The 15,437-nt window shown below is 63.4% G+C and carries 15 protein-coding genes; 5 read left to right on the top strand and 10 right to left on the bottom strand.

Translation table 11 applies throughout. The features are described 5' to 3' along the window. From WDS16_RS26305 to WDS16_RS26275, 7 genes are all read right to left on the bottom strand, one after another. On the bottom strand, positions 1 to 1,056 hold the full coding sequence (locus WDS16_RS26305; RefSeq protein WP_338889009.1) for an MCE family protein: 1,056 nt from the start codon (positions 1,054 to 1,056) through the stop codon (positions 1 to 3). Further along, positions 1,043 to 2,071 carry an MCE family protein gene (locus WDS16_RS26300; protein WP_338889007.1) on the bottom strand — a complete coding sequence of 343 codons (1,029 nt, stop codon included), beginning with the start codon at positions 2,069 to 2,071 and terminating at the stop codon, positions 1,043 to 1,045. The genes WDS16_RS26305 and WDS16_RS26300 overlap by 14 nt, the downstream gene beginning before the upstream one ends. Continuing rightward, positions 2,068 to 3,216, bottom strand: a complete 1,149-nt coding sequence (locus WDS16_RS26295; RefSeq protein WP_338889005.1) for an MCE family protein — start codon at positions 3,214 to 3,216, stop codon at positions 2,068 to 2,070. Before WDS16_RS26295 ends, WDS16_RS26300 begins: the two co-directional genes overlap by 4 nt. Before the next feature lie 2 nt (positions 3,217 to 3,218). Continuing rightward, positions 3,219 to 4,070 (bottom strand): MlaE family ABC transporter permease, encoded by an 852-nt coding sequence (locus WDS16_RS26290; protein ID WP_338889003.1) that lies wholly within the window; start codon positions 4,068 to 4,070, stop codon positions 3,219 to 3,221. An 11-nt stretch (positions 4,071 to 4,081) separates the two neighbouring features. Further along, a complete protein-coding gene (locus WDS16_RS26285) occupies positions 4,082 to 4,846 on the bottom strand; it encodes an ABC transporter permease (RefSeq protein ID WP_338889001.1) in 765 nt (254 codons plus the stop codon). A gap of 239 nt (positions 4,847 to 5,085) precedes the next feature. Further along, a complete protein-coding gene (locus WDS16_RS26280) occupies positions 5,086 to 6,024 on the bottom strand; it encodes a 3-oxoacyl-ACP reductase (RefSeq protein ID WP_338893618.1) in 939 nt (312 codons plus the stop codon). 31 nt (positions 6,025 to 6,055) lie between these two features. Beyond that, the gene (locus WDS16_RS26275) at positions 6,056 to 6,247 is read right to left on the bottom strand and encodes a ferredoxin (protein ID WP_338888999.1); all 192 of its coding nucleotides are present in this window, start codon (positions 6,245 to 6,247) and stop codon (positions 6,056 to 6,058) included. 185 nt (positions 6,248 to 6,432) lie between these two features. Here WDS16_RS26275 and WDS16_RS26270 point away from each other — a divergent pair, with 185 nt between their 5' ends. From WDS16_RS26270 to rsgA, 4 genes are all read left to right on the top strand, one after another. Beyond that, the gene (locus WDS16_RS26270; protein WP_338888997.1) at positions 6,433 to 7,611 is read left to right on the top strand and encodes an acyl-CoA dehydrogenase family protein; all 1,179 of its coding nucleotides are present in this window, start codon (positions 6,433 to 6,435) and stop codon (positions 7,609 to 7,611) included. 55 nt (positions 7,612 to 7,666) lie between these two features. Next, positions 7,667 to 8,761: an acyl-CoA dehydrogenase gene (locus WDS16_RS26265; protein ID WP_338888995.1), complete on the top strand. Its 1,095-nt coding sequence runs from the start codon at positions 7,667 to 7,669 to the stop codon at positions 8,759 to 8,761. Continuing rightward, positions 8,761 to 10,338 carry an AMP-binding protein gene (locus tag WDS16_RS26260; protein WP_338893617.1) on the top strand — a complete coding sequence of 526 codons (1,578 nt, stop codon included), beginning with the start codon at positions 8,761 to 8,763 and terminating at the stop codon, positions 10,336 to 10,338. Before WDS16_RS26265 ends, WDS16_RS26260 begins: the two co-directional genes overlap by 1 nt. A 148-nt stretch (positions 10,339 to 10,486) precedes the next feature. Further along, positions 10,487 to 11,482, top strand: a complete 996-nt coding sequence (gene rsgA / locus WDS16_RS26255; protein ID WP_338888993.1) for a ribosome small subunit-dependent GTPase A — start codon at positions 10,487 to 10,489, stop codon at positions 11,480 to 11,482. Here the strand turns inward: rsgA and WDS16_RS26250 are convergent. The 3 genes from WDS16_RS26250 to WDS16_RS26240 form a co-directional block, all read right to left on the bottom strand. Continuing rightward, a complete protein-coding gene (locus WDS16_RS26250) occupies positions 11,479 to 11,700 on the bottom strand; it encodes a hypothetical protein (protein ID WP_068373033.1) in 222 nt (73 codons plus the stop codon). The two genes, rsgA and WDS16_RS26250, sit on opposite strands and share 4 nt — an antisense overlap. Positions 11,701 to 11,783: 83 nt before the next feature. Beyond that, positions 11,784 to 12,899, bottom strand: coding sequence for a nitronate monooxygenase family protein (locus tag WDS16_RS26245; RefSeq protein WP_338888988.1), 1,116 nt, complete (start codon positions 12,897 to 12,899; stop codon positions 11,784 to 11,786). Then, positions 12,899 to 14,533 carry an acyl-CoA synthetase gene (locus WDS16_RS26240; protein ID WP_338888986.1) on the bottom strand — a complete coding sequence of 545 codons (1,635 nt, stop codon included), beginning with the start codon at positions 14,531 to 14,533 and terminating at the stop codon, positions 12,899 to 12,901. The genes WDS16_RS26245 and WDS16_RS26240 overlap by 1 nt, the downstream gene beginning before the upstream one ends. Positions 14,534 to 14,613: 80 nt before the next feature. Here WDS16_RS26240 and WDS16_RS26235 point away from each other — a divergent pair, with 80 nt between their 5' ends. Further along, the gene (locus WDS16_RS26235) at positions 14,614 to 15,429 is read left to right on the top strand and encodes a crotonase/enoyl-CoA hydratase family protein (protein ID WP_422395722.1); all 816 of its coding nucleotides are present in this window, start codon (positions 14,614 to 14,616) and stop codon (positions 15,427 to 15,429) included. The last annotated feature ends 8 nt before the right edge of the window (positions 15,430 to 15,437 follow it).

The raw sequence follows: 15,437 nt of genomic DNA, 5'->3' as shown, positions 1-15,437 counted from the left end.
TCACTCCCCCGGCGGCTTCAGGATGGGCGGTGCATTCTTCGGGAGCAGATCGATGAGCGTGCTGGGCAGTTGCTCCGGCGCCACGACGCTGTCGACGACGGTCTTCCACCAGGAACTGGGCAGAATGTTCTGAATGTAGGCGTTGAAGAACGGGCCGCTGGCGACGGACTCACCCAGCGCACTGATGTACGGACCGAGACCGTCGAGCGCACCGGCGATGTTGTCGTTGTTCTTCTGCAGCACCGCCACCACGGAGTTCAGCTTCTCGAGCGTCGGTCCGAGCTGCGTCTGATTCTCCTGGACCAAGGCCGTCAACTGTCGCGACACCGCCGAGATGTTGGTGATCAATTGACTGATCGCAGTGCGGCGACGATCGAGCTCGCCGAAGAGCTCGTTGCCGTCGAGGATCAGTTGATTGATCTGCCCGCTGCGATCGGCGAGTATTCCGGTGACGCTCTCGGCGCGTTCGAGTAGGTCCTGCAGGCTTTCGTCGCGAGAGTTGATGCTCTCCGACAGTCGGGACACGCCGTCGAGTGCCGCTTTCAGGTCGGGCGGAGTGTCGGCGAAGGTGTCCGACACGACGTTCATCGCATCGCCGAGCTGCTCGGTGTCGAGTTCGGAGACGGTGGTTCCGAGGTCGCCGAGCGCCTCGGTCAGCGAGTACGGCGAATTGGTTCTGCTCGACGGGATCACGTCGTCGATTCCGATCGCGCCGGCACCGGCTGGGGTGACCTTCAGCGACTTGCGACCGAGGATGGTGTTGGTCTTGATGTCCACGCTCGTCGCGTCGCCGAGTTCGATGTCTTCCTGCACCGTGAACTCGACACGCACTTGCTGCTCGGCGAGGGAGATGCCGTCGACCTTGCCGACAGTGATTCCGGCGACCGTCACATCGTCGCCGACCATCAGTCCGCCTGCGTCCTCGAACATCGCCGAGTAGTTCGTCCCGCTGGAGAGGAACGGAAGCTTGTCGTACTGCAGTGTTGCGAGCACGATGCAGACCGCGAGCACGATCCCGATGATTCCGACGTGTGCGAGGTTTCTAGTTTTGTCCATTGATGTTTGCACACCTCCCCGTGTCCTGTTTGGCCGTAGGAACGAGAAGCGTCCGGCCGTCGGGTCCGGACAGTTTGAACGTATTGGAGCACAGGTAGAACTGGAAGAAGCTTCCGTACGATCCGACGCGAATGAGCTTCTTGTAGTCGCTCGGCAGTCTCGTCAGAACCTGATCGATGGTGTCCTTGCCCAGATCCAGTTGTGTCGCAGTGCGTCCTGCCTCGGCGATCATGGACTGGATGTCGGGTCGCGATGCTTGCAGAAGCCCGGCGAGGTCGGCTGTGGCAGAGTCGATCTTGGGTATCGCAGCCCCGATGGGATCACGGTCCTCCGCGAGCCCACTGATGAGTTGCTGCAGCGAGTCTATCGTGGTCTCGAACTGTTCGCCCTGACTGTCGATGGTCTCGAGAGTGGTCTCGAGGTTGGTGATGACGTCACCGATCAGTTGATCTCGATCGGCGAGGGTGTTGGTGAACGAGTTGGTATTGGCCAGAAGCGATACCAGCGTTCCTCCTTGACCTTGCAGCACATGCAGCAGTGCCGCCGACAGGTCGTTGACCTGCTGCGGATCGAGCCCCCGCAGCAGCGGCTTGAATCCGCCCAGAAGCATGTCGAGATCCAGGGCGGGCGATGTCTGCGTGACTTCGATGGTGCCGCCGTCACCGAGTTCGTCGGTGCCACCGGGTCCTTCGAGTAGCTCCAGGTAGCGGTCGCCGACGAGGTTCTCGTACCGGACCGTCGCCGCCGTACTCGACAGCAGTCGATACTTCGAATCGACGTCGAAGTCGACCTCGGCGAGAAGACCGTCCGCGACCTTCACACCCGACACCGACCCGACGGGCACACCCGCGATGCGGACTTTGTCACCGGACTTGAGCCCCGAGGCGTCGGTGAAGACGGCGTGGTAGCCGTCGGTGCTGCCGAAACGGTACTGGCTCAACACCAGAGCCAACGCCCCGAAGATCAGCACCATCACGAGCGCGAAGATGGACAGTTTGACCGTGTTGCTTCTCATGGCCACGCTCCAGCGAACAGGAACTGGAAGATCGTCGGCACGTTGACCGAAGGCTGGGTCGACGGGATGTACGGCTGGGTCCCGGTGTCGGCGACGACGAACGGCGCCGGGCCCTGCTTCGGATCGAAGTCAGGTAGGCCGTAGCAGTTGGGCCCACCGGACGCAGCGATCTTCGGGAGGTCCTTCTCGACCGTGTACGCCGGATCGCCCAGCAGGAAGCTCGAGCTCAACTGGATCGACGCGTTGTCTCCCGCACCCGCGAGCGGTCCGAACGCGATCCGACCCTTGTTGAGTCCCACGAGGAAGCACGTCAGGGCCGGGGAATATTCGTCGAGCAGAGTTGTTGTCGCCGTGAGCGTTCCGAGGGCCGTGACGAGGGGTTGTTCGTTCTCGGTCAGAACCTGATTCGCGGTGTCGGCGAGACCTGTGACATTCATCAGCAGCAGATCCAGGTTCGCCTGCTCGCTGACGATCGTCGCCGAGGTCGTCGTCGCGTTGTCGAGGACGCGCATCAGATCCGGCGTCGAGTCCGCGTAGACGTTCGTCACGACGGCCGCAGCCGACAGATCACGTTGCAGCGCTGGAAGAGAGGGGTTCATCGTGGCCAAGTATTCGTCGGTGTCCTCGAGAAGCTCACCCAGCTCGTTGCCGCGGCCTCGCAGGGCGGAGGAGACGGCACCGAGAGTTGCGTTGAGTTTCTCCGGTTCGAGTTTCTGGAGCACCTCGGACAGGTGCTGGAAAAGAGTGTTGAACTCGACGGTGACACTCTCGGCAGGGATGATCGCACCGGCCTCGAGGCTCTGCGTCGATGGGTCGGCAGGGACGAGGAAGTTGACGTACTTTGCTCCGAACACCGTGGTGGACTTGATGTCGACAGCAGCGTTCGATGGGATCATCTGCAGCATTGCCGGGTTCAGATCGAGGTGTATCTGCGCCTCGCCACCCTCCTGCGTGATGGATGCGACCCTGCCGACCTCGACACCGCGAAGCTTGACCTTGGCTTGCGGATCCATGACAAGACCGGCACGGTCCGAGGTGACGGTGACCGGGACCGTCTCGGTGAATCCACCACCGAACGTCGTCAACGCGAACGCGACGATGGCAACAAGACCGAGAACGAGGCCGGCAGCGGCGAGCTTTTTCATCGCTATCCCGACAGGTTGAAGTTGCCGGAGCTGCCGTAGATGGCGAGCGAGATCAACAGGGTCACGGTGACGACGGCGATCAGCGATGCGCGTACTGCATTTCCTACTGCGACACCGACTCCGACCGGGCCGCCGCTTGCCGTGTAGCCGTAGTAGGTGTGGATCAGCATCACGGCAAGAGCCATGACGATCGCTTGTGCGAACGACCACAGGATGTCCGTCGGTATCAAGAAGGTATCGAAGTAGTGGTCGTACACCCCGGACGACTGACCGTAGATCACCACTGTCGCAAAGCGACTCGCGATGAACGAGGCAATTACCGCCAGCGAGTACAGCGGCACGATCGCTATCATCCCGGCCAGTACCCTGGTGCTGACGAGATACGGAATGGATGGAATAGCCATCGATTCGAGTGCGTCGATCTCCTCCGAGACGCGCATCGCGCCGAGCTGGGCAGTCGAACCAGCACCGATCGTGGCAGCAAGTCCGATACCCGCGATGACCGGAGCTGCAATCCGCACGTTGATGAATGCCGCGAAGAATCCGGTGAGTGCTTCGACGCCGATGTTCCCGAGTGAAGAGAATCCCTGAACCGCAATGGTTCCCCCGGCGAACAGCGTCAGGAAGCCGACGATGACGACCGTGCCACCGATGACCGCGAGCGCTCCCGACCCCATGCTGATCTCGGCCACGAGTCGCAGCGTTTCCTTTTTGTAGCGCACCGCGGCACGCGGAACCGAACCCAGCGCCTGGAGATAGAAGATCGCCTGTTCACCGAGACGGTCCGCCGAACGCGACGCGCCGGCGATGCGCCGACGCGTCAATGGGAATCGACCTGCCGCAGCGAGGGCCATTCAGCGCTCCCTCATCCGGCCGTCAACTTGATACCGACGGCAGTGACGACGACATTGACGACGAACAGCGCCATGAAAGCGAACACGACGGTTTGGTTCACGGCGTCGCCGACGCTTTTTGCGCCGCCCCTGACGTTCAGCCCGAGGAAGCACGCGACGAGCCCCGCGATCATTCCGAACAGGCCGGCTTTGACCTGGGACACGATGAGCTCGCCGAAACCGGTGAGCAAGGTGATGCCGCTGACGAACGACCCCGGGTTCACGCCCTGCAGGAACACCGAGAACACGAAGCCACCCAGGATGCCGATGGTGCATACCAAGCCGTTGAGCAGCAGCGCGATGACGGTGGACGCCAGTACCCGCGGCACGACGAGACGGTGGATCGGATTGATGCCGAGCACGCGCATCGCGTCGATTTCCTCGCGGATGGTGCGTGCCGCGAGGTCGGCGCAGATGGCCGTCGCACCTGCACCGGCGACGATCAGGACGGTGACGATGGGTCCGACCTGGGTAACCGCACCGAGGGCCGCGCCTGCCCCACTGAGATCGGCCGCCCCGATTTCTCGCAGCAGGATGTTGATGGTGAAGCTGACGAGGACCGTGAACGGGATGGCGACGAGGACGGTCGGCACCATGGAAACGCGGGCGATGAACCACGCTTGGTCGACGAACTCGCGTCGCTGGAACGGCCGAGAGAATACTGCGCGGAGGGTGTACCAGGACATGTCGAAGAACGCGCCTACCGCACGTAGCGGTACGAGTAGGAGGTCGTTCATCAACCCTCCCCTACTTGTTGCGTGTGACTCAGGTCATATTAACTAGAACAGGTTCGGTAGTCAAAGAATGCGCATTGTGGGCGTTTCTTTTGTTGTTGTTCAACGTATTCGACAACATCATCGGTGTTCACCGAATCCCAAACTAGAACGTGATCTAGTTTTCCGATCGGCGGCAATGGTCAACCGCCAGTCACCATCTTCGTACTCTCCGGCCACCGATGTAGCCGAAATGACAAAGCTCAGGAACCAGCCGTGACCTGCGGCGCACCGAGATCGAGGGCCGCTGAGGCCGAGAACGTCCTCGACGGATCACGTCCGGAAAAGTGCGAACCCAGCTGCTCGGCGAGATCTTCCGGTGTCCACGCGCCGTCGCCGGCGTCGAAACGCGCCTCGACGGTCGGCGCAGCCATCAGAGCGACCATCGGACCGTAGACGACGAAGACTTGCCCATTGACACTGTCGGACGACGGGGCGGACAGGTAGCGGACCAAGGTGGCCACATGTTCGGGCGACAACGGATCGAGGCCGTCGCTGGGCGCCGATCCGAAGACCGCCTCGGTCATCGAGGTTCGCGCCCGAGGACAGATTGCGTTGGCGCGCACACCGTATCGTGCGAGTGCCCGCGATGCAGACAATGTGAGCGCGGTGATGCCGGCTTTCGCTGCACCATAGTTCGCCTGCCCTTCCGGCCCGAGAAGCCCCGCCTCGGAGGAGGTGTTGACGATTCGGCCGTAGACGGGACCGTCCGCCGCTTTGGATCGAGCCCGCCAGAAGGCGCCCGCATTGCGGGTCATCAGGAAGTGCCCCCGCAGGTGGACCTTGATAACAGCGTCCCAGTCCTCGTCGGACATGTTGAACAGCATGCGATCTCGGACGATCCCGGCGTTGTTGACGACGATGTCCACGCTGCCGAACTTCTCCTGCGCGACACTGAACATGGCGTCCGCGGTCGATCGTTCACCGATGTCGCCCGCGACGAATGCGACCTCGCCTCCGGCCTGCTTCACCAGATCGATGGCTTCGTCGACGGCCGGTCCCGGGGCGATGTCACCGAGCACGATGCTCGCACCCGACTGCGCGAGCCCGATCGCTTCCGCACGCCCAAGTCCCGATGCCGCACCGGTGACGAGAGCAACCCGCCCGTCAAGTCGTATCTGTTCATCGCTCACGATCAAAATGTAGAACGTGTTCTCATTCTTGGCAAGGAGCCTAGGTCCGCCACCGAATGGCTGCCCGCGGGCAGCCGGCGATGGCCTCGTCGATCGCATCCTTGTTCTCGGGTAGCTCCGCGGCCGAGTCGGACACGACCAGCTCGTCGCGCTCGTTCAGATCGAACACGTCGGGAGCCACACCGACGCAGACGCCGTTGGACTCGCAGAGATCGAAGTCGACCTCGACCATATTCGCTCCTTCCGTAGGGCGGTTCGGCCGCCGATTCCGTAGGGGGCTCCGCCACCAGTGGCACGGTTGAGTGCCCCAGAACGCACTTAACCGCGCCAGTGCGGCGGAGGCGCGTCCTCACTCAAGACTAGAACCTGTTACACCTCGTGTGCAATGATTTGGCCAGCATCGAAAAGAGGTATGGCATGCACATCGCATACACCCAGGAGCAGACCGCGCTCCAAGAGGAACTCCGCTCCTACTTCGCCACCCTGATCACTCCGGAGCGTCGCGAAGCACTGAGCTCCACCTCTGGCGAATACGGCGAAGGCACGGTCTACCGGGACGTCGTCCACCAAATGGGCAAGGACGGTTGGCTCGCGCTCGGCTGGCCGGAGGAGTTCGGCGGGCAAGCCCGATCGGCCATGGAACAGCTGATATTCACCGACGAGGCGGCCATCGCGGGCGCACCGGTCCCATTCTTGACGATCAACAGCGTGGCTCCGACGATCATGGCGTTCGGAACCGAGGACCAGAAGTCGTACTTTCTCCCTCGCATCGCGGCGGGCGAGCTGCACTTCTCGATCGGCTATTCCGAACCCGAAGCCGGCACCGACCTCGCGTCCCTCCGCACCACCGCGGTGCGCGACGGCGACGATTACGTGATCAACGGCCAGAAGATGTGGACCTCGCTCATCCAGTACGCCGACTACGTGTGGCTCGCGTGCCGCACGGATCAGGAAGCAAAGAAGCACCGCGGGATCAGCATGCTGATCGTTCCCACCGATGCCGACGGCTTCTCCTGGACCCCGGTGCACACCATGGCCGGTCCCGACACCAGCGCCACCTACTACCAGGACGTGCGCGTACCGACAAGCGCGCTCGTCGGCGAAGAGAACCGCGGGTGGTCGTTGATCACCAACCAGCTCAACCACGAACGCGTCGCGCTGACCTCCGCCGGGCCACTGGTCGCGTCCCTACGCGACACCCGGATGTGGGCGCAGAACACCAAGCGGCCGGACGGTACCAGAATCATCGACCAGGAATGGGTCCAGATCGCCCTCGCGCGGGTGCACGCAAAAGTCTCCTACCTGGAGCTTCAGAACTGGGAGATCGCGAGCGCCAAGTCCGCCCTCGGTCCGGCCGACGCGTCGGCCAACAAGGTGTACGGCACCGAACTCGCCACCGAGGCATACCGCACCATGATGGAAATCCTCGGTCCCGCCGCCACGCTTCGCCAAGGTTCCCCCGGCGCGCAGCTGCACGGCAGACTCGAACGCCTGCACCGCTCCTCGCTGATCCTCACGTTCGGCGGCGGCACCAACGAGGTGCAGCGCGACATCATCGGTATGACCGCACTCGGCCTGCCTGCCTCGGCTCGCTGACTCCCGAAGACTCGCCGACTCCCTAAGGCTCGCTGACTCCCGAAAGAAAGAGACCATGGATTTCACGACGACCGAGGCCCAACGCGATCTCGCCGGACTCACCCGCGACCTCGTCGCGAAGTACAGTACCAACGACGTTCAACGACAACTCGATTCGAACCCCGACACGATCGATGCGGCACTGTGGAGCGCGCTGGCAACCGGGGGGCTGCTGGCAGCCGCGGCACCCGAGTCCGTCGGCGGCGACGGATTCGGCGTCCTCGAGTCGACGTCGATTGCCGTCGAGCTGGGCCGCGGTCTCGCCGCCGTCCCGTTCGTCGTGAGCTCCACGGCCGCGGCCGCAGTGGCCGAGTTCGGAACGCCGCAGCAGATGGCAGAGTGGGCAGCGCCGGCTGTAGCCGGATCGTCGATACTCACGCTTGCGCTCGAAGAGGAACAGGGCGAGGACCTCCTCGACCCTCTTACTCGGGCCGAGGAAACAGCCACCGGATGGACGGTGACGGGCACGAAGATCTCCGTCGACAGCGCCACCGTCGCAGATGGATTCGTCGTGAACACCACCGACGGGGTGTTCCTCGTTCGCGCCGACGACCCAGGGGTCGCCATCACGCCACAGCGCGGCGTCGACAACCGCAGCCTCGGATTAGTCGAACTGAACTCCGTTGCCCTCGAACCGAACCGACGACTCGCGAGCAGCGACGCCGCACGATGGATCAGGGCTCGCATCGTACTGGGAACCTGCGCGTACCAGCTCGGGGTGTTGGAGGAATCACTGAAGGTCACCGCCGAGTATGCACGCGAGCGGGTGCAGTTCGGAAAGCCGATCGGTAGCTTCCAAGCCGTGGCGCAGCGGTTGGCCGACGCATACATCGACGTCAAGGGTGCACGGCTGACCCTGTGGAAGGCAGCCTGGGTTCTGTCGGCAGGGCGACAAGGCGACGACGAGGTTGCCGTCGCCAAGTTCTGGGCGGCCGACGCAGGCCATCGAGTTGCACACACGCTGGTGCACATCCACGGAGGTGTCGGTCTCGATCGGGATCATCCGGTTCATCGATACTTCCTGGCTGCCAAGCGCGCTGAATTCGTATACGGCTCTGCCACAGCGCAACTCCAACGCCTAGGGGCGACACTGGCGTCCGTTCCAGCGTGATGGAGACCGTCGCGGATCTGCTCCTCGCGCGCGAACACGATTCGACGACGGCGCTGCTGTTCGAGGATCGGCGCATCACTTGGGCCGAGCACGTGGCGGAGTCACGACGATGGGCTGCATACATCGAGGGCATGCTCGACGCCGACGCACCGCGCCACATCGGGGTGTTGCTCGCCAACGTTCCCGAGTTCTCCTACCTGCTCGGCGCGGCCGCGCTCGGCGGTTTCGTGCTTGTCGGACTCAACTCGACGCGGTCGGGACCGTCGATCGTCGACGATGCCAGACGGACCCACTGCCAGCTGATCCTCACCGACTCCGAGCACATCCACCTGGTACCGAACGCCGTGAACATCGCCGGAATCGAGCTGGGTGATCGTGTTCGTGGGCCTGTTGTCGATCCGGCCCCGCAGGACCTGTTGATGCTCGTCTTCACCTCGGGAACGTCCGGTGAGCCGAAAGCCGTCCGATGCACACACGACAAGGTCGTCACTCCCGGAACCATGTTGGCGTCGAGGTTTCAGCTCGGCCCATCCGACACCGTCTATGTCTCGATGCCGCTGTTTCATTCGAACGCGATCATGGCCGGTTGGGCTGTCGCATTGGCAGCGGGCGCGAATCTCGCTCTGCGAAGAACGTTCTCGGCCTCAGGTTTTCTTCCCGATGTACGTCGGTTCGGTGCAACCTACGCCAATTACGTCGGCACTCCCCTGTCGTACGTGTTGGCGACGCCCCCGCGGCCGGACGACCGCAACAACCCCCTGCGCGTGGTCTACGGCAACGAAGCGACGCCGGGTGCAGCCGCACAGTTCGCAGACAGGTTCGCAGTGACGGTCGTAGACGGATTCGGATCCTCCGAGGGCGGAATCTCGATAGCGCGAACCCCGGACACACCACCGACCGCCCTGGGGCCGATCCCGGAAGGCGTGAATATTCTCGATGCGTCGGGCAACGTCTGTGCCATCGCGGAATTCGACGACGGACGCCTTACGAACGAGGACGCCGCCGTCGGTGAGCTCGTCAACACTGCCGGTCGCGGGATGTTCTGCGGCTACTACGACGACGAGGACGCCGATGCCGACCGCATGCGCGGCGGGATGTACTGGAGCGGCGATCTGGCCTATCAGGACGCCGACGGTTTCGTCTACTTCGCCGGTAGGTCCACCGGGTGGATGCGAGTCGGCGGGGAGAACCTCGCGTCCGCACCGATCGAGCGGATACTTCTGCGTCACAGCGGGATTCATGCAGCCAGCGTGTACGGGGTGCCGGCGTGCGGACCAGGAGACAGAGTCATGGCAGCGATCGTCATCGACGACGTCGATTCCGTCGCCGACGTAATGGAATTCCTGACGAGACAACCCGACCTGGCGAGACGAGCACGACCCGAGCTGATCCGGATCTGCACGGAACTCCCCAGAACCGCCACCCACAAGGTGCTCACGCGAAAGCTACAGAGGCAGAGGTGGAACACCTCCGACCCAGTATGGATGTCGGCCGAGCCGACGGGCCCGTATCGACGCCTCTCGGAGCTCGACCGTCAGGGTCTCGAAAAATCGATTGGCACCGATCTCCGGCGCTGATAGTTTCTTCCCGCATCAGCTTTTCGATTCGAACGTCACAGGAGGTCACCATGCCCATTCGGCGCACGGCCGCACCGTCGGCACCTCTTGCCCATGTTCCTGGCCGACCCGTAGACCGCGGGTCGGCCCCTCGAAAGGCTCACCTGCGTTGTTTCTCGACTCCTACGGGTACGACTCCCACTGGCATGACCTCTTCCAGGCACTCGACTCGCCGGGAGACCCCGGCCGTGTGACGGTGGTGGACCGCGGCGCGTGCGGCGTCGCCACTTCCCACGGCATCGTCCGCGCTCGATCCGGCCGACACGACGTGTGCACCGGCGACTGGGTTGTCGTCGACTCCGACACCATTGCAGGGGTGCTTCCGCGCCGAAGCGCGATCGTCCGAGCGTCGGCGGGAACCACCTCGACCTCCCAGACACTTGCATCCAATGTCGACACTGTTGCAATCACCGTGGCCGCCGATACCGAACTCGACCTCGGTCGCGTCGAACGCTACGTTGCCCTCGCATGGGACAGCGGTGCAACGCCTGTCCTCGTCGTCACCAAGAGCGACAGAGGCCTCGACAACGACGGCCGCCTCGACGCCGTCCGATCGGCTGCGCCGGGCGTGGCAGCACTCGCGGTAAGTTCGCAGACCGGTTCCGGAGTGGACAGCTTCACAGACAGGCTCGCGGGGACGGTCGCCCTGATCGGGCCGTCCGGATCGGGCAAGTCCACTCTTGCCAACGTTCTGATCGGGGAGCAGGCGCTCGACACGGGCACTGTCCGACAAGCCGATTCGAAGGGGCGACACGTCACTGTCCGGCGCGAGTTGATTCCACTGGCGACTCCGGGGATGACCGTCATCGATACCCCGGGACTACGTTCGGTCGGGCTCGTGTCTTCGGAAGAAGGCCTGCACCAGACGTTCTCGGATATCGAGGCACTGGCGCAGCACTGCCGCTTCGACGACTGCGCACACGGCAGCGAGCCCGGGTGCGCTGTCCAGGAGAACATCGACCCCCGAAGAATCGCCAACTATCACCGGTTGCAGCGGGAGAACTACTGGGCGACGACGCGCCATGATGCGCGCGCCAACAGTCGCCGACTCGCCGAGGCCAAGCAGTTGTCGAAACTACAGCGGCGAATGTACAAGAACCGCTAGTCGAACAGGGTCGGCGATTCGGGCTCGTCGACGGCAGGCTTGGCCGCGTCGACGGGCGATGCCTTACGGACCACGGACAGCGTCGTCGTCCGCACGGACAACCGGTGCCCGTCGAGGTGCTCGAGCAACGCGAGACCCTGGCGTATCTCGAGCACCTTCCACGGCCCGGCATGACCGCTCGCCTGAACCAGGTCGCCTACTGCGATCTCGGAAGCCACTGCTCGTCTCCATTCGACTCGTCGACTCGTGCTCGCGTTTGTGCTCGTCGAGCAGCTTAGTCGTACGCGTCGACCGTCCAGCTCTACCGCAGCTCGACGAGCCTGTCGACTGCACTTTCGTACCCCGCGACGAGCTCGGCGACGATGTCTGCGACCGGAAGGATCTGGTTCATCCGGCCGACGATCTGGCCGACGGGCATCGCCACGACCTCGGGATTCTCGGCCTCGTTGATCCGCTGGTGCGCCTCACTGACCAAGATGTTCTGAAGCGGCATAGGCAGTGGGTTCGGCGCGTCGGGCTTGTCCCACGCGTCGGTCCACTTCGTTCGCAGGAGCCGCGCCGGCTTGCCCGAGTAGATACGTGTGCGCACGGTGTCGCTCGAGGTCGCCGTCAGGAGCGCTTCCTGCATCGCCGACGGTTTGCCTTCGTGTCGCGCCCCGAGTCGGTACTCCGCTGCTGTCAGCCACGTCGATCCCATCCACACTCCGTGTGCGCCGAGGGCGAGGGCGGCTGCCACCTGCCGTCCGCTGCCGATCCCGCCTGCGGCCAGGACGCTCGCACGCTCGCCTACGGCGTCGACGATCTCCGGAAGCAGCACCATCGACGCGATCTCACCGGTATGGCCCCCTGCTTCATACCCTTGAGCGATGACGATGTCGACGCCGTTCTCCACGTGCCTGCGGGCATGTTCCGCGGTGCCCGCGAGCGCGGCAACCGGAACGTCGTGCTCGTGGGCCTGCACGACGACGTCGTTCGGAGGCGAGCCGAGTGCGTTGGCGATCAACGCGATCGGGTGCCGCAACGCGACGTCGACGTGTGATCGGGCGACCGAATGGAGCCATCCGAGCACGCCCTCGTTCCGCGCGGCGTCGTCGCCGAGAGGCGGGACACCGAGCTGTTCGAGCGTCCTGTCGATGAACGCACGGTGCTCCGCCGGGATCAACTCGTTCAGATCCACCGACGCGCCCTCGGTCGGCACCTTGGCCGGCATGACGATGTCGACGCCGTACGGCTTACCGTCGGTGTTCTCGTCCATCCACGTCAGCACGGCGTCGAGATCCTCGGCGTCGTTGAAGCGAACACACCCCAGCACACCGAGCCCTCCCGCCCTACTGATCGCTGCCGCAACATGTTCGGACGGGGTGAAGCCGAAGATCGGGTACTCGATGCCGAACTTCTTGCTCAAATCGGTGCGCATCAACGCACCTTCTCGGACAGGTACGCGGAGTTGACCTCGTCGGCAGGTCTGAGCTCGGTTTGGCTCACCGCCCACCGATAGTCCGGCTTACCCGCCGGGGAACGCTTGATCTCGTCGACGAACCACACCGCGCGCGGGACCTTGTAGCCCGCAATCTCTTTCCGCGCACACGCATCGAGTTCCGCGAGCGTTGGACGATCCGAGCTGCGCGCTTGAACAACGGCGGCAACCTTGTGCCCGAGCCGCTCGTCGGGAACCCCGACGACGATCGCGTCGAACACCTCGGGATGCGATTTGAGCGCCCCCTCGACCTCTTCGGGGAACACCTTCTCACCACCGGTGTTGATGGAAACGGACCCACGTCCGAGCATCGTGACGGTGCCGTCCTCCTCGACCTGCGCATAGTCGCCAGGAATCGAGTAGCGCACTCCGTGTATCTCCTTGAAAGTCGCGGCGCTCTTGGCCTCGTCCTTGTAGTAGCCGATCGGAATATGACCGTGCCGGGCAAGCAAACCTGTTCGGCCGGAACCTGGTTCGACGGGATGTCCGTCGGCACCGAGAACTGCGGTCGAGGCGTCGATCTTCACTCGCGGTCCGCCGGTGTGCTCGGTTCCCTTGGCGACGATGCTGAGTCCGCCGAATCCGGTCTCCGAGGATCCGATCGAATCGGTCAGCATGCGATTGGGCAGCAGTTCGAGGAACTTCTCCTTGATACTCGGCGAGAACAACGCCGCACTGCTCGCCATCAGGTAGAGCGTCGAGAGATCGTAGGGCGTCCCGTCGGGCTTGCCCTCGATCAGGGCGTCGAGCATCGGTCGGGCCATGGCGTCGCCGGTGATGAAGATGAGATTGACACCGTGACGATCGACCAGCTGCCAGATGGCGTGACCGTCGAAGTCCGGATGCAGCACTGTCCGTCCACCGCCGAACAGGCTTTGGAAGGTTGCCCACTGCGCACCGCCGTGGATCATCGGCGGGATCGGCATCCTGGTCATGACGGGGTTCTCGGCACCCATCTTCGCCAGATCCCATTCGTCTTCGACGTACTCGCCCGTCATGAAGTTGATGCCGCCACCGAGTACCCGCCAGACATCCTCGTGACGCCACATCACGCCCTTGGGGCTCCCTGTGGTGCCACCGGTGTAGAGCATGTAGATGTCGTCGGGGCTACGTTCGCCGAAGTCGCGCTCCGGGGAAGACTCGGCAAGAGCGTCTTCGTAGGAGACTTGGCCGTCCTGCCCGTCGATCACAATGGTCGTCTTCAGAAGCGGGCACGACGGCAGGACCGCGGCGACTTTGTCGGAGTAGCGCTCCTCGTGAATCAGGGCAACCATGTCCGAATTCTGGAAGATGTACTGCAACTCGTTCTCGATGTACCGGTAGTTGACGTTCACGACGACACCGCGAATCTTGAACACCGCGATCATCGACTCGATCGTCTCGATGCCGTTTCGGCTGTACACACCCACCTTGTCACCGGGCTTCACTCCCTGTTTCTGCAGGTAGTGCGCCAGTCTGTTGGTCCTGTCTTCCATCTGCGCGTAGGTGATCTCGCGATCACCACACACCAGTGCGACCCGGTCGGGTACCAGGTCTATTGCATGTTCCACGAGGTCTGCGATATTGAGGGCCACGTGTCAAAAATAGAACGTGTTATCGTTTCTGGCAATAGCCAATTGGAGACGCAGGTCACACAGACTGGGAGTACTGAACAGTGTCGTCGATCGCACCGGAAACATCTGCGAAATCAGCACACGCGCTCGTCGAGAAGCGTGGCCACGTTCTCATCGTGACGATGAACCGTCCCGAGGCCCGCAACGCGCTCTCCGGCGAAATGATGGCAATCATGCGCGACGCCTGGGACCAGGTCGATGCCGATCCCGACATCCGAGTCGCGATCCTTACCGGCGCCGGCGGAGCGTTCTGTGCGGGTGCGGACCTGAAAGCGATGACGTCCACGCACCCGGGTGACAGTTTTTCCTCGGGCGGATGGGACATGTCCAAGATCGAGGCCCTATTGAAGGGGCGCAGGCTCACCAAGCCGCTGATCGCGGCGGTCGAAGGGCCCGCGATCGCGGGCGGTACCGAGATCCTTCAGGGCACCGACATCCGCGTCGCAGGAGAGAGCGCAAAGTTCGGTGTGTCCGAGGCCAAGTGGGGTCTCTTCCCACTCGGCGGATCAGCCGTCCGCCTCGTCCGGCAGATTCCGTACACCATCGCGGCCGATATTCTGCTGACGGGCAGGCACATTCGAGCCGCCGAGGCGTTGCAGATCGGATTGATCGGACACGTGGTGCCAGACGGTCAAGCGCTGGACAAAGCGCTGGAACTGGCCGAGCAGATTGCCGCGAACGGTCCGCTCGCAGTGCAGGCAATCCTGAAGACCATCCGCGACACCGAGGGCATGCACGAGGAGGCGGCATTCCAGATCGACGCCGAACTCGGCGTCGAGGTCTTCAAGAGCAACGACGCCAAAGAGGGACCGCGTGCCTTCGCCGAGAAGCGAAAGCCGTCGTTCGAGGGGCGGTAAGTCTCCAG

Source organism: Rhodococcus sovatensis (assembly GCF_037327425.1).
GTDB classification, from domain to species: domain Bacteria; phylum Actinomycetota; class Actinomycetes; order Mycobacteriales; family Mycobacteriaceae; genus Rhodococcoides; species Rhodococcoides sovatense.
The sequence above is the reverse complement of the archived record's forward strand: the minus strand, read 5'-3'. Positions and strand labels throughout refer to the sequence as shown.